The sequence below is a fragment of the Lentzea rhizosphaerae genome (assembly GCF_042649515.1).
GTDB classification, from domain to species: domain Bacteria; phylum Actinomycetota; class Actinomycetes; order Mycobacteriales; family Pseudonocardiaceae; genus Lentzea; species Lentzea aerocolonigenes.
The window spans coordinates 16,645-29,960 of the sequence record NZ_JBHRZI010000029.1; the positions used below are offsets into that span (position 1 = coordinate 16,645).

General features: G+C 69.6%; 12 protein-coding genes. 2 read left to right on the plus strand and 10 right to left on the minus strand.

Annotated elements, in window-relative coordinates; all coding sequences use genetic code 11:
- Positions 1–552 precede the first annotated feature (552 nt).
- From ACFOWZ_RS32455 to ACFOWZ_RS32495, 9 genes are all read right to left on the minus strand, one after another.
- Complete coding sequence (locus ACFOWZ_RS32455) at positions 553–1,236, minus strand: helix-hairpin-helix domain-containing protein (RefSeq protein WP_382377768.1); 684 nt, start codon at positions 1,234–1,236, stop codon at positions 553–555.
- Between the two features lie 87 nt (positions 1,237–1,323).
- Complete coding sequence (locus ACFOWZ_RS32460) at positions 1,324–2,217, minus strand: DegV family protein (RefSeq protein ID WP_382377769.1); 894 nt, start codon at positions 2,215–2,217, stop codon at positions 1,324–1,326.
- Between the two features lie 20 nt (positions 2,218–2,237).
- On the minus strand, positions 2,238–2,987 hold the full coding sequence (gene octT / locus ACFOWZ_RS32465; RefSeq protein WP_382377770.1) for a diglucosylglycerate octanoyltransferase: 750 nt from the start codon (positions 2,985–2,987) through the stop codon (positions 2,238–2,240).
- Complete coding sequence (locus ACFOWZ_RS32470; RefSeq protein WP_382377771.1) at positions 2,948–3,553, minus strand: histidine phosphatase family protein; 606 nt, start codon at positions 3,551–3,553, stop codon at positions 2,948–2,950. The genes octT and ACFOWZ_RS32470 overlap by 40 nt, the downstream gene beginning before the upstream one ends.
- 8 nt (positions 3,554–3,561) lie before the next feature.
- Positions 3,562–3,945, minus strand: a complete 384-nt coding sequence (rsfS, locus tag ACFOWZ_RS32475; RefSeq protein WP_030468098.1) for a ribosome silencing factor — start codon at positions 3,943–3,945, stop codon at positions 3,562–3,564.
- Between the two features lie 142 nt (positions 3,946–4,087).
- On the minus strand, positions 4,088–4,291 hold the full coding sequence (gene cspE / locus ACFOWZ_RS32480) for a transcription antiterminator/RNA stability regulator CspE (protein ID WP_030468099.1): 204 nt from the start codon (positions 4,289–4,291) through the stop codon (positions 4,088–4,090).
- 85 nt (positions 4,292–4,376) lie between these two features.
- Positions 4,377–4,958 carry a nicotinate-nucleotide adenylyltransferase gene (gene nadD, locus ACFOWZ_RS32485; RefSeq protein WP_382377773.1) on the minus strand — a complete coding sequence of 194 codons (582 nt, stop codon included), beginning with the start codon at positions 4,956–4,958 and terminating at the stop codon, positions 4,377–4,379.
- A 179-nt stretch (positions 4,959–5,137) separates the two neighbouring features.
- Complete coding sequence (locus ACFOWZ_RS32490; RefSeq protein WP_382377775.1) at positions 5,138–6,307, minus strand: cytochrome P450; 1,170 nt, start codon at positions 6,305–6,307, stop codon at positions 5,138–5,140.
- Positions 6,308–6,323: 16 nt separating this feature from the next.
- Entirely contained in the window at positions 6,324–7,589 is a 1,266-nt protein-coding gene (locus ACFOWZ_RS32495; protein ID WP_382377776.1) for a glutamate-5-semialdehyde dehydrogenase, read from the minus strand.
- Between the two features lie 213 nt (positions 7,590–7,802).
- Here ACFOWZ_RS32495 and ACFOWZ_RS32500 point away from each other — a divergent pair, with 213 nt between their 5' ends.
- Both ACFOWZ_RS32500 and ACFOWZ_RS32505 read left to right on the plus strand, forming a co-directional pair.
- Positions 7,803–9,887 carry a RecQ family ATP-dependent DNA helicase gene (locus ACFOWZ_RS32500; protein WP_382377777.1) on the plus strand — a complete coding sequence of 695 codons (2,085 nt, stop codon included), beginning with the start codon at positions 7,803–7,805 and terminating at the stop codon, positions 9,885–9,887.
- Positions 9,888–10,046: 159 nt separating this feature from the next.
- Positions 10,047–10,988, plus strand: a complete 942-nt coding sequence (locus tag ACFOWZ_RS32505; protein WP_382377778.1) for a PrsW family intramembrane metalloprotease — start codon at positions 10,047–10,049, stop codon at positions 10,986–10,988.
- On the opposite strand, the gene ACFOWZ_RS32510 is transcribed toward ACFOWZ_RS32505, so the two are convergent.
- A complete protein-coding gene (locus tag ACFOWZ_RS32510; protein WP_382377779.1) occupies positions 10,985–13,192 on the minus strand; it encodes a choice-of-anchor P family protein in 2,208 nt (735 codons plus the stop codon). The genes ACFOWZ_RS32505 and ACFOWZ_RS32510 overlap by 4 nt on opposite strands.
- Positions 13,193–13,316: the final 124 nt, after the last annotated feature.

Below are 13,316 nucleotides of genomic sequence, written 5' to 3' on the forward strand. Positions count from 1 at the left end.
GGCGGGGCTGGGTGGGGAGGTGAACGGACATGAGTGGCTCCTGATGAGGGGAACTAGGGGTTGTCTGGGTGGGGCGGGGCTGGCCCGCATGAGCGGTCAGCAGGCGAAGGACGACGGGCGACGGCCGGCAGACGGCTGCGGGATGATCGACGATCTTGAAGCGGCGCACGTAGGTGAGGCGGACGGATTGACGGGCTCCCGACGAGCAGGGTTAGGAGGTTGCATCACACAAGCGGCACCGCGGACGCTCCGGCGCCAGAGGGAGTGGGTAAGGCGGCGGGAGCGAGGGTGGCTGGTAGGCGGTCAGCAGGCGGCGGACTGCGGTTGTCAGGAGGCTGGGGCGGCGGCGTCTCGGGGTGGCGGGGCGGTGGAGGGGGAAGTCGAGGCTTACGGCGTGGGGGTGGTTGTGGTCGGTGTGGAGGGTTGTGGGCCGGGTCAGGTGGTGGAACTGGGCTCTCGTGCGGGTGTAGTGGGCCACGGCCGTGGTCACGGTCAGGTGGTGGAGGTGGGCTTTGGTGCGGGCGTAGAGGGCCAGGGCTGTGGTGGCGAGGGTCATGTGTGGACCAGGTCGGCCAGCTTGGCCAGCTTCGAGTCGCCTATGCCTTCCACGTCGCGGAGGTCGTCCACTGAGGCGAACGGGCCCTTGCGTGTGCGGCGGTCCACGATGCGTTGGGCCGTCACCGGGCCCACACCGGGGAGGGCGTCCAGTTCTGTCGCGGTGGCGGAGTTCAGGTTCAGCTTCGACGGGACGGCGCCTGCTGGGGCCTGAGGTGGGACGCCTACCGCGACCTGTTCGCCGTCGGTGAGTTTGCGGGCGAGGTTCAGGTCGTGGAGGTCGGTGCCCGGTTTTGGGCCGCCAGCCAGGCGGACGGCGTCGGCCACTCGGGCGCCTGACGTCACCGTCACCAGACCTGGGGTGGCGACCTCGCCGATCACGTTCACGACCAGTTCGGGGGCCTGGGCCGTGGTGCTCACCAGAGCCAGGACGGGCGCCTGCTCCGCGGCGGGGCTCTGCCACCAGCTGCCCAGGCCGATCACGGTGCACGCGACGGCTATGCCGAGAGCGAGGAGGCCTCGGCGCGGGAGACGCGGCAGGCGGAGACGGCGGCGGGGTGGGCCGTGCTCGTCGGAGTCCTCCGAGCGCGCGAAGACCAGGGTCGGGTCGGCTCTCACTCTGTCGGCCAGGGCGGCCAGGCGTTCGCTCGGGCGGTCGTCCGGATGGGGGCGGGGGAACATGCGGGGGACGTTACGGAGCGGGAGGGGTGGGGAGGTGGGGCGAGTTGCGGGGCTGTGGATTACTCGCTGGTTGTGGACAGGTCGCGATCACTCACGGCTCGGGGACGGGGAATTGTCGGGGGTCTGTGGGAGGCTGTCGGGTCCTCCCGGCAGCACCACCACGCCCAGCACCCCTGGGCCCGTGTGAGCGCCGATCACCGCGCCGACCTCGGAGATCACGCATCCCGTGGAGCCGGGCAGGCGCTCGTCCAGGCGCGTCGCCAGTTCCGCGGCGCGTTCGGGAGCGGCCAGGTGGTGCACGGCCAGGCCCACCGGCCCGTCACCCGCCGCGGCCGCCGCAAGGTCGACCAGACGGCCCACGGCCCGGCTCATCGTGCGCACCTTCTCCAACGGCACGATCCGGCCGTCGTCCATGTGCAGCAACGGCTTCACGGCCAGCGCGGTCCCCACCAGCGCCGCCGCCGTGCCGATCCGCCCGCCCCGGCGCAGGTGCTCCAGCGTCTCGAGGCAGAAGAACATCCGGCTCTCCCGGGCAGCGGACGACGCGGCCTCCTCGACCTCGGCGTGCGATCGCCCGGCGGTGACAGCGGCACAGGCGCGCAGCACCGAGAACCCGAGCCCCATGCCCGTCGAACGCGAGTCGACCACGCGGATGCGAGACGGGTCGATCTCCTCGGCCGCCAGCCGTGCGGCCTCCCACGTGCCGGACAGCTCACGAGAGAGATGGATCGACACGACCGCATCGGACGACGACAGCACGTCCCGGTACACGTCAGCCATCTCGCCCGGTGTGGGACGCGACGTGGTCACCCGGCGGTGCTCGGCCAGGGCGGCGGCCAGCTCGAACGGGCCGAAGTCCACGCCGTCGAGACGTCCGGCGCCGTCCACGGCCACGTGCAGCGGCACCACGGTGATCGAATGGCGCTTCGCGAACCCCTCGGGCAGGTATGCCGTGGAGTCGGTGACGATGGAGATGCGCACGAGCGACGAGCCTACGGGGCTCACTCCTCCGAGGGACTCAACGCCACGGACGAGATCAGCGCGGCCATCGCCTTGCCGACGAGCTCGTGCCCCTCCCAGCCCCAGTGCATCCCGTCCGGATTCCCGGCACCTGACCGCACGTGCTCCCCGATCACAGCCGGCAGGTCCAGCAACGGCACCTCCGCACGTGAGGCCCACCCGCGCACGGCCGCAACCGCAGCCGCGTGTCCCTGATGCGCGGACGCGTACGTTTCCGCGCGGTGCACCGACGGCACGATCCCGATCGTCGGCATCGTGTACTGGAGGTTGCGCACCGACTGCAGCATGTCCCGCAAATAGCGCGCGGTCAGTGCAGGAGGCAGCGCCGCGCGCGCGTAGGGCGCCAACAGCGGTTGAGCCGTCTTGTAGCACTCACGAACCCACCGCCGCAGCCAGTCCGGCCGCACATAACGCAGCCCCTCGCGCAGATACGTGGGCAACGGCGAGGGCAGCGTGTCCATGCTGCCCACCGCGAACACCAGCACGTCCGTACGAGGCAGCAACGACCAGATCCGCGGATCCCCGGTCAACGCCCACCAGGCATCGCGTGCCGTCCACCCGAACCCGGCCGCCAGCTCCGCCGAACCACCCAGCTCCGCGGCGCAGATGTTGTGCCACAGCCGAGGATGATCAGCGGGTAACGGCCCGGACGGCCCGAAGAACGACAGCGAGTCCCCGAGGACGAGCAGTCTCAACGCGTGGTGCCCGCGTTGTACGACGTCAGCCGCCACCGGTCGTTGCGGCGGGTGAACACGGTCCAGTGGCAGTTCGAGATGCCGCCGAGCTGCGACCAGGTCTGCACCGGCAGGTCCAGCAGGCGCCCGGTCAACGCGCTGATCAGGCCACCGTGCGCGCACAACATGACGGTCCCGGAGAACTCCGCGTCCACTTCCTGCACGACCTGGATGGCTCGCTCGGCCACCTCGACGCGCGACTCGCCGTCCGGCGGTGTGAAGGTGGGATCGGTGCGCCAGATGGTGACCTGACCTGGCCACTCCTGCTCCACCTCAGCGACGTTCAGCCCCTGCCACTTGCCCAGATGCGTCTCGCGCAGCCGTTCGTCGATCCGCAGCGGGATCTCCGTCGACGACGTGAACACCCCGGCGGTGTTGCGCGCGCGTTGCAGGTCGGACGCCACGACGATCTCCGGTTCGAACCCGGCGAGCACCGGCACGGCGAACCTGGCCTGGTTCAGGCCGGTCTCGGTGAGCGCCGAGTCCAGATGACCCTGCAGGCGACCTGTCGCGTTGTAGTCGGTCTCACCGTGCCGCCACAGCACGAGCCGGCTCAGGGCCATCTGCTACCTCATTCAGCCGTGGAGTCGGCGGGGACGTCCGCTTCGAACTCGATGCGCGGGCAGTCCTTCCACAGCCGCTCCAGGCCGTAGAAGCTGCGCTCCTCGACGTGCTGCACGTGCACCACGACGTCGACGAAGTCCAGCAGAACCCACCGGCCCTCGCGGGCCCCTTCGCGGCGCACCGGCTTCGTGCCGGCCTCCCGCAGCTTCTCCTCGATGTTGTCGACGATCGCGCCGACCTGCCGCTCGTTCGGAGCGGACGCGATCACAAACACGTCCGTGATCACGAGCTGGTCGGAGACGTCGAGCACCGTCACGTCGTGCGCCTTCTTGTCGGCCGCTGCGTTCGCCGCGACCAGCGCCAGCCGTCGTGCCTCGTCGGTGGCTGCCACGTCACTCCTCTGACTTCCGGCGAGCGTCGATACGCCCACACGAGTTACTGAGGGTACCGGCGAGCGCCAACGGGTACTTCGCGCCCAAGCATGACGAAGGCCACCTCAGCGCCCTGAGGTGGCCTTCACGTGCCGCCGAAGCTTAGAGCGGGCGGACCTGCTGGGCCTGCGGCCCCTTCTGGCCCTGTCCGACCTCGAACTCGACCTTCTGGTTCTCCTCGAGCGAGCGGAACCCCTTGGACTGAATCTCCGAGTAGTGCACGAAGACGTCAGCCGAGCCGTCGTCGGGGGCGATGAAGCCGAACCCCTTCTCGGCGTTGAACCACTTCACGGTGCCTGTAGCCAAAGTCTTGCCTTCCACGAACCAGCAACAACGCGATGATTGTTGCTCCCCGAGACCACGGATGCACGCGAAATCCACTCGAACGTGGTCACGACTCGGAGTACAAGCCCGTTTTGGCGATGTACTGGACCACACCGTCTGGGACCAAATACCAAACCGGCTGGCCGGAAGCAGTGCGTGCGCGGCACCCGGTGGACGAGATGGCCATGGCCGGGACCTCGATGAGCGAGACGGCTCCTGGCGGCAGGTGATGGTCGTCCAGCGTGTAGCCCGGACGGGTGACCCCGATGAAGTGGGCGAGCTCGAACGCGTCGGCGGCGCGCTTCCACGACAGGATCTGCTCCAGCGCGTCGGCGCCGGTGATGAAGAACAGCTCCGCGTCGGGGTACTGCTTCTTCAGGTCCGTGAGGGTGTCAACGGTGTACGTGGGGCCTTCGCGGTCGATGTCGACCCGGCTGACGGAGAAGCGGGGGTTGGACGCGGTGGCGATCACGGTCATCAGGTAGCGGTCCTCGGCGGCGGAGACCTCTCGCGATGCCTTCTGCCAGGGCTTTCCCGTCGGCACGAAGATCACGCGGTCCAGGTCGAACCTGGCCTGCACCTCGCTGGCGGCCACGAGGTGGCCGTGGTGGATGGGGTCGAACGTGCCACCCATGACGCCGATGCGCATCAAAACAGCGTAGACCGGCGCCGGGCCGCTCCCGTGGCCCGGCGCCGGTCGTGCTGATCACACCGCACGGCCCTGAGGGAGGACGGGCCGTTCGGGTCGCGGCCCACCCCGAAGCAGAGCCGCGTGATGGAGGAACGCACGCGTCCGTCCCCCATTACGCGACTCGGCCAAGATTTTCCTCACCAGGCCACGACGAGCCGCACAGGGCCCCTGACCAGCGAACCCTTGCGAAACTCGACGGGTTCCGCGAGCCGCAGACCCGGCATCCTGCGCAGGATCGCACCGAGCGCGACCTGCAGCTCCATCCGTGCGAGCTGCGAACCGAGGCAGAAGTGGATGCCGTGCCCGAACTGGAGGTGCTGGCCCACCTCGCGCTCCACGTCCAGTTCGTCGGCGTTGGGATAGATCGACTTGTCGTGGTTCGCCGACGACAGGACCACCAGCACGGCGTCGCCTTCCTTCACCAGCGCGTTGCCGACCTGGACGTCCTCGGTGGCGATGCGGGTGAAGCCGGCGGCGCTGCCGAGCGGGATGAACCGCAGCAGCTCCTCGATCGCGTTGGGCAGCGTCTCCGGGTTCTCGCGCAGGCGTTTCATGGCGTCCGGGTGCTCGAACAACGTGATGACGCTGTTCGCGAGCATGTTCGCCGTCGTCTCGTGGCCGGCCACCAGCAACGTGATGCCGAAACGGACCAGTTCGTCCTCACTGAGGCGGTCGTCGTTGTCACGAGCCGCAACGAGCGCACCCATCAGGTCGTTCGTGGGCTGCGCACGGCGTTTGGCGACGAGGTCGGTGAAGTAGCCATAGAGGCTCATCATGCCGTGCATCGCCTCTTCGGGCGTGTGGCCACCGATCGTGGACAACACCTGGTTCGACCACGTGCGGAACTCGGCGCGGTCCTCGAACGGCACGCCGAGCAGCTCGCAGATGATCGTGATCGGGAACGGCATCGTGAAGCCCTCGACCAGGTCGCCGGGGTTGTCCAGGCGGTCGAGCAGCTCGTCGGTGATCTGCTGCGCGCGCGGCCGCAGCTCCTCGATCCGACGCACCGTGAACGCCTTCGACACCAACCGGCGCATGCGCGCGTGGTCCGCGCCGTCGTGCGTGAGGATGGACTCGCCCGGTGCGATGAGGGGCTGCATCCTCGGCACGTCCTGGTTGACCGTTCGCGCTCGGCTGAACCTCGGGTCGCCGAGGACGAACTTCGTCTCTTCGTAGGACGTGACGAGCCAACCCTCGCCGCCGAACGGGAACGTCACGCGCGAGACGGGTTCCTCACGCCGTAAACGTTCGTAGGTCGGATCGAGGGTCAGGCCGTCGGGTTCGGAGAACGGATACGTGGGAGCCATGTCTCCGAAGGTAGAGCTACGCCTTCGGGCGGGTGTGTCCTTCGCCCCACACGACCCATTTAGAGGACGTCAGCTCGGTTAGGCCCATCGGGCCGCGCGCGTGCAGCTTCTGCGTGGAGATGCCGATCTCCGCGCCCATGCCGAACTCCGCGCCGTCGGTGAACGCCGTGGAGGCGTTGACGAACACCGCCGCCGCGTCCACACGGGCCGTGAACCTGCGTGCTGCTGCGACGTCGTTCGTCACGATCGCTTCGCTGTGGCCGGAGCCGTACGTCGCAATGTGCTTCACCGCGTCGTCGAGAGAGTCGACAACCTTCGCCGCGATGTCGAGGCTCAGGTACTCGGTGCCCCAGTCGTCGTCGGTCGCCTTTTCGACATGCGGCTGCTGAGCGAACTGCTCGTCGCCGTGGATGGTCACGCTCTCCTGCTGCAACGCCTTGGTGATGCGCGGGACGAACTCCGCCGCGACGTCTTTGTGCACCAGCAGCGACTCCGCGGCGTTGCACACGCTCGTGCGGCGCGTCTTGGCGTTGAGGACGATGGCCTCGGCCATGTCGAGGTCGGCGTGCGAGTCCACGTAGACGTGGCAGTTGCCGACGCCGGTCTCGATCGTGGGAACCGTCGCCTGCTCGACGACCGCGTTGATCAGACCGGCGCCACCGCGCGGAATCACCAGGTCGACCAGGCCGCGCGCGGTGATGAGGTGCGTGACGGACGCGCGGTCGTGGCACGGCAGCAGCTGCACGCAGTCGGCCGGCAGGTTCACGCTTTCGAGTGCGTCGCGCAGGACGGCGACGAGCGTGGTGTTGGAGTGCTCGGCGGTCGAGGAACCGCGCAGCAACGCGGCGTTGCCCGACTTCAGCGCGAGACCGGCGGCGTCGACCGTGACGTTCGGACGGCCCTCGTAGACCATGCCGACGACGCCCATCGGGACGCGGACCTGCTTGAGCTCCAGACCGTTCGGGAGGATGCCGCCCTGGATGACCTCGCCGACCGGGTCGTTCTGTCCCGCAACGGTTTCGAGGCCCTTGGCGACGCCTTCGATCCGGGCCTCGGTGAGGGTGAGACGGTCGAGGATGTTCTCCGGGAGACCCGCTGCCCTGCCCGCTTCGAGGTCCTTCTGGTTGGCCTCGATGATCTCTGGCGCGCGCTGGCGGAGCGCGGCGGCCATCTCCTGGAGCGCGGCGTCCTTGCGCTCGCGGGTGGCGAGGACGAGTTCGTCGGCGGCGACGCGGGCGCGGCGAGCTGCCGCGTGCACCTGGTCGCGCAGGTCATCAGTCACCCTTCACACATTACGACCCGTGTGTGGACAGCAGAGAACGGGTTTCCCGGACCGCGAGTTCGCGTCGGTCGTCCGGTCACCTCTTCGGGGCAACCGCCGAAGGCGATTCGGGCCGAAGCGGTGGCCGGACGACCGACCGAGGGCGAACTCGCCGCCGTCTGCGGAGCAGCGGCAATCTGAAACTGTCAGACCTGCCTGGCAAGCTTGCTCCCCATGGACGACATCGCACTGCGAGAACTGGCGGAGGAGCGGCTCCGGGCACTGGCAGGCCCTGAGGCCGTGCTGCGCGAGGACCAGTGGACCGCGATCCACACCCTCGTGGCCCAGCGCCGCAGAGCGCTCGTCGTCCAGCGCACCGGCTGGGGCAAGTCGGCCGTGTACTTCATCGCGACGGCGTTGCTGCGTCAGCTCGGTGAGGGACCCACGGTCATCGTGTCGCCACTGCTCGCGTTGATGCGCAACCAGATCGACGCGGCGGCACGGGCGGGTGTGCACGCGGTGACGATCAACTCGGCGAACACCGACGAGTGGGACGCCGTACAGGAGCAGGTCGCGGCCGGCGACGTCGACGTGCTGCTGGTGAGTCCGGAACGGCTGAACAACCCCGATTTCCGGGACGCGGTGCTTCCTTCCCTGACGGCGTCCGCGGGCATGCTCGTCGTCGACGAGGCGCACTGCATCTCGGACTGGGGGCACGACTTCCGGCCGGACTACCGCAGGCTGCGGACGTTGCTGACGGAGCTGCCACCGGGCGTGCCGGTGCTGGCGACGACGGCGACGGCGAACGACCGGGTGGTGCACGACGTCACCGAGCAGCTGGGGCTCGGCGCCGACGAGGGCACCCTGGTCCTGCGCGGGCCGCTGGACCGCGACAGCCTGCGTCTCTCGGTCGCGCTGCTGCCCACCGCGGAGTCGCGCCTCGGGTGGCTCGCGGAGCAGCTCGACCGGCTGCCCGGTTCCGGGATCATCTACACCCTCACGGTCGCGGCGGCGGACGACATCGCGGCGTTCCTCGCGTCACGGGGCTTCGCGGTGGCCGCGTACTCGGGCAAGACCGAGCCCGCCGAACGCGAACGCGCCGAGGAGGACCTGCTGAACAACCGGGTCAAAGCGCTCGTCGCCACCTCTGCGCTGGGCATGGGTTTCGACAAGCCGGACCTGGGGTTCGTCGTCCACGTCGGCGCGCCCTCCTCCCCCATCGCGTACTACCAGCAGATCGGGCGCGCGGGCCGCGGCGTCGAACGCGCCGAGGTGGTGCTGCTGCCGGGCCACGAGGACCGCGACATCTGGGCGTACTTCGCCTCGCTCGCCTTCCCCGCGGAGGTTGTGGTGAGGCAGGTGCTGTCCGCGCTCGACGGTGCGGGCAGGCCGCTGTCGACGGCGGCGCTGGAGCCGATGGTCGAGCTGTCGCGCAGCAGGCTCGAGGTCGTCCTGAAGGTGCTGGACGTCGACGGCGCGGTGCGGCGCGTGCGTGGCGGCTGGGAGTCGACCGGGCGGCCGTGGGAGTACGACGGCGAGCGGTACGCGCGCATCGCGGAGGCGCGCAGGGCCGAGCAGCAGGTGATGATCGAGTACCTCCGCACCGGCTCGTGCCGGATGAAGTTCCTGCAGGACCAGCTCGACGACCCGACCGCGCGCGAGTGCGGCCGCTGCGACAACTGCACCGGAGAGCGGTTGTCGGTCGAGGTGTCCGAGACCGCGGCCGGCGCTGCTCGCGAACGGCTGTTGCGACCGGGCGTGGACGTGGCCCCGCGCAAGATGTGGCCGACGGGCATGGCCGCGATCGGCGTCTCGCTGTCGGGCAAGATCGGGCCGTCGGAGGTCGCGGCCACGGGCAGGGCCCTGGGCAGGCTCACCGACATCGGCTGGGGCAACCGCCTGCGCGACGTGCTCGCCGACGGGGTCGACCAGGAGATCCCGGACGACGTGTTCGCGGCCTGCGTGAAGGTGCTGTCGGCGTGGGGCTGGGACGAGCGGCCGGTCGGCGTGGTGACCGTCGGTTCACGGCGGCGGCCCGCTCTGGTCGGCAGCTTCGGCCAGAAGATCGCGTCCATCGGCCGGCTGCCCCTGCTCGGCACCGTGTGGCTCGGCGAGTCGACGCACCGTGCCAACAGCGCTCAGCGGCTGGCAGGGCTCGTTCGATCGGGCGAGACACCGGATCTGTCCGGTGTGGACGGTCCGGTCCTGTTGGTGGACGACCACATCGACACCGGCTGGACGATGACCGTGGCCGCTCGGATGCTCAGGAAGGAGGGGGTGCCATCGGTTCTGCCGTTCGCGTTGGCCGTCACGAACTGAGCACCGGGTCGGGTCCGAGGGCGCCGCAACCACGGCACGAGGCTCCTGGCAACAACATCGCGAGCACCAGTTCGATGTCGGGTTCGGGCACGTGGAGCAGGTGAGAGGCCGGCTGGCACCGAGTTGTCCTGATCGGCACCGCACGAGAAACTCCGCCCCATGGTGATGCCGGTACCCACCACGCGCCCTCGCAGGTCGTGGTTGCGGATGTTCTTCGTCGGATCGGCTCTGTGGGTCGCGACGGTGGTGATCACCTACATCACCGGCAACGCCAACCTGATCCCGACCATCGTGCTGCTGGGCAGCTTCCTGGTTCCGGGAACGTTCGTGACCTGGGCGTTCGAGCACAGCCACTCCGGTGAGGTCACCGGCGAGCTGGTGTTCCGGACGTTCGCGGTCGGTGGTGTGCTGGGCGTGCTGGGCGCGTCGTTGCTGGAGACGTATCTGCTGCATCCGTCGCCACTGCTGTTCGTCGGTGTCGGGTTGATCGAGGAGATGGTCAAGCTCGCGGCGCTGGCGTTGCTGACGCGGCACCTGGCTCACAAGTCGTGTCGTGACGGGCTGGTGCTCGGGGCGAGCGTCGGGTTCGGGTTCGCGGCGTTCGAGTCGGCCGGGTACGCGCTCACGGCCACGATCACCGAGAACGGGTTGTCGCTGATCGACCTGGTGACGACGGAGTTGTTGCGCGGGTTCCTCGCTCCGTTCGGGCACGGGTTGTGGACGGCGATCCTCGGTGGCGTGTTGTTCTCGCGCAGTGCTCGCGAGCACTTCATGTTGACCGGGCGGCTGTTCTGGGCCTACCTCGGTGTGTCGTTGCTGCACGCGTTGTGGGACTCGATGAACAGCATCGCCGTCCTGATCACCATGGTGCTGACCGACCAGCCGTGGCAGGAGCAGGCCCTCGAGGCCGGTTACATGCCACAGCCGACGGCGGTGCAGGTGCAGCTGTTCACTGCCTTCACGTGGCTCGGGCTCGCGTTGATCTCGGTGGTCGGGCTGGTCTGGCTCTGGAGGCTGGTGCGTGCTTCGCGGCGGGAGTTCGCGCCGGTGCGCGGGTATCCGTTGCGCACCGACGCGTCGTGGTGGCCTGGTCCCCGCTAGCAGTTGTGGACGCCGGACGTCGCGGCCGACACCACGAGGTCCACGCCGGGCAGGGTGATGTGCGCGCCGTTGACCTTGAGGCCGCCGGGAGTCGGTACCTGTTCGTTGATCACGATCTTGCCGCCGGGCAGCGGGATCGTGGTGTTGGGCGCCGTCGTGACGGTGACCGGGAGGCCCGCCACGGTGAGCGCGCCGATCGTGACGGTGCCGGTCGCGCCGCCGCACGTGCTGCGTGACGTTGCCACGACGTCTCGCAGGGCGACGACGCCGATGCCGAGTTCCGCGACCGACGTGCGTGTGGTCGAGGTGCCGGGTGCCAGGGTCGTGATCACCGACGTGCACAGCGCCCAGGCGTTCAGCGGTGCCGAGACGGTCGCGGTGCACGGTGGTGCGGTGGTCGTGGCTCGGGCGACGCGGACTTCGCCGGTGTCGGGGGTCGGTGCCACCATAAGGCCGAGGGCTCGTCCGGAGACGCCGAAGCCGCGGCCGGTCATGTGTCGCAGGCCCACCGCGGCGGACGTCTGGCTCGGCTCGTAGAACTGGTCGCCGGCGAAGGTCGCCGTCACGGGCAGGGTTCCGGCCGCGTTCAGGGGTTGGTCGACGGACGTGATGGTGCACTCCGCCGTGCCCTGGGCGTCCGTGGTGTCCACACAGGACTGCGCGCCGCCGAGGCCGAGCTGGACGCTGCGTCCGGCGACGGGTGTGCCGTCGTCCTCGATCAGCTTGGCGGCGAGCCGGGCTGGTTCGGCGTTGGCGACCGTGGCGTCACCGGCGTAGATCAGACTGGTTTCTTCTCTGGTGACAACGAAATCGACGCCGACATCCGACGGCAGCAGGCCCTTGGTGCCCGCGAAGGCCGCGGTCAACGGATACGTGCCGGCGGGTTCACCCGGCGTGAGAGCGCAGGACGCCACGCCGTCGGCGTTGGTGGTGCCGGTGCAGGTCTCGGCGTTGTTGAGCTTGAACGCGACAGGCTGGGAGGCAACGGGTGCACCGAGGACCGTCAGGCGGGCGGACACCGTTGCGGGGTCGTGGAAGTCGCCGGTCAGGGCGCCGGTGTAGGTGAGCGTGGTCGGTTTGCGCGTCACCTCGAACCGGACCTCGGTGCCCGACGGCTGGTGCGTCACGTCGCCGCCGAAGCCGATCGCCAACGGGTAGATGCCCGCGACCTCGTCCGGCGTGATCGAGCAGGACGCGACGCCGTTGGAGTTCGTCGTGCCGACACACGTTTCGGTGGCGTTGAGGCGGAACACGAGCGGGGCGTTCGGCACCGGTCCGCTCGCCGCGGTGAGGCGCGCGGACAGCGTCACCGGTTCGCCGGTGAAGCCGGAAGCGGGACCGGTGTAGGTGATCGTCGTGGACTCGACGAGGTAGCTGATGGTCACCGACGGCTCGTCGGTGGTCTCCTCGAGCGCGAAGCCCGACACTCCGGCACCGGCGTGCCCGGAGCCGTTGCCGCCGTCTCCACCGTCGACCGCGACGATCAACGGGGTCGGTGCCGGGAAGCCGGACGCGCCGCCTCCGCCACCGAACCAGCCACCGCCACCTCCTCCCCCGCCGCCACCACCGGCGGTCGCGGGATTGCCGGGCGCACCCACGCCGCCGAGCCCGAAAACGCCGGGGAAGCCGGGGAAGCCACCGGGTCCGGGGATGCCCGGCGAGCCGCCGTTGTTCTCGCCCGCGTTGCCACCGTTGCTGCCCGAGATGCAGCCGATCGCGAAACAGCGGCCTCCCCCGCCACCGCCACCAGGGGCGACGACCACCCTTTCGCAGCCCGCACAGAGCCGCACGTGGCTCGCGCCGCCACCGGCACCGCCCGCGAACGGGGTGCCGAGGCCACCGGACGCGCCGCCGCCGAAGCCGGGTTCTCCGCCGTTCGCGCCGCTGCCGTCGCCGCCGTTCTGGCCGACCGCGACCACGAGTTGCGTCACACCTGCAGGAACGGCCAGGTCCGCCGTGGCGCGGAAGCCCGGTCTGCCGCTCGGGGCCGAGTTGTCGCCGCCGTCGGCGCCCTTGCCGCCACGTCCGCCGATGGTGACCACGCGGAGCTTCGTGACGCCCGCGGGGATCGTGTAGGTCTGTTCGCCGCCGGTCGGGTGGAACGTCTTCGACACGAAGTGGTCGGCGAGTGCCGGTGGGGCGAACACGAGGGTTGCGCCCGTCAAACCGATGGTGAGCGCCATCGCGAGCCTGGCTCGGGACACGGCGGTGCCTTCCGCGCAGTGGGGCCCCGACCCGGCGAAAGGATCTCGCACCGAAGTTCGGCACGGCACGACCTTCACCCGAACGCCACGCGAAGTGAGCCGATCGGACGCCAGGTCCGCCACC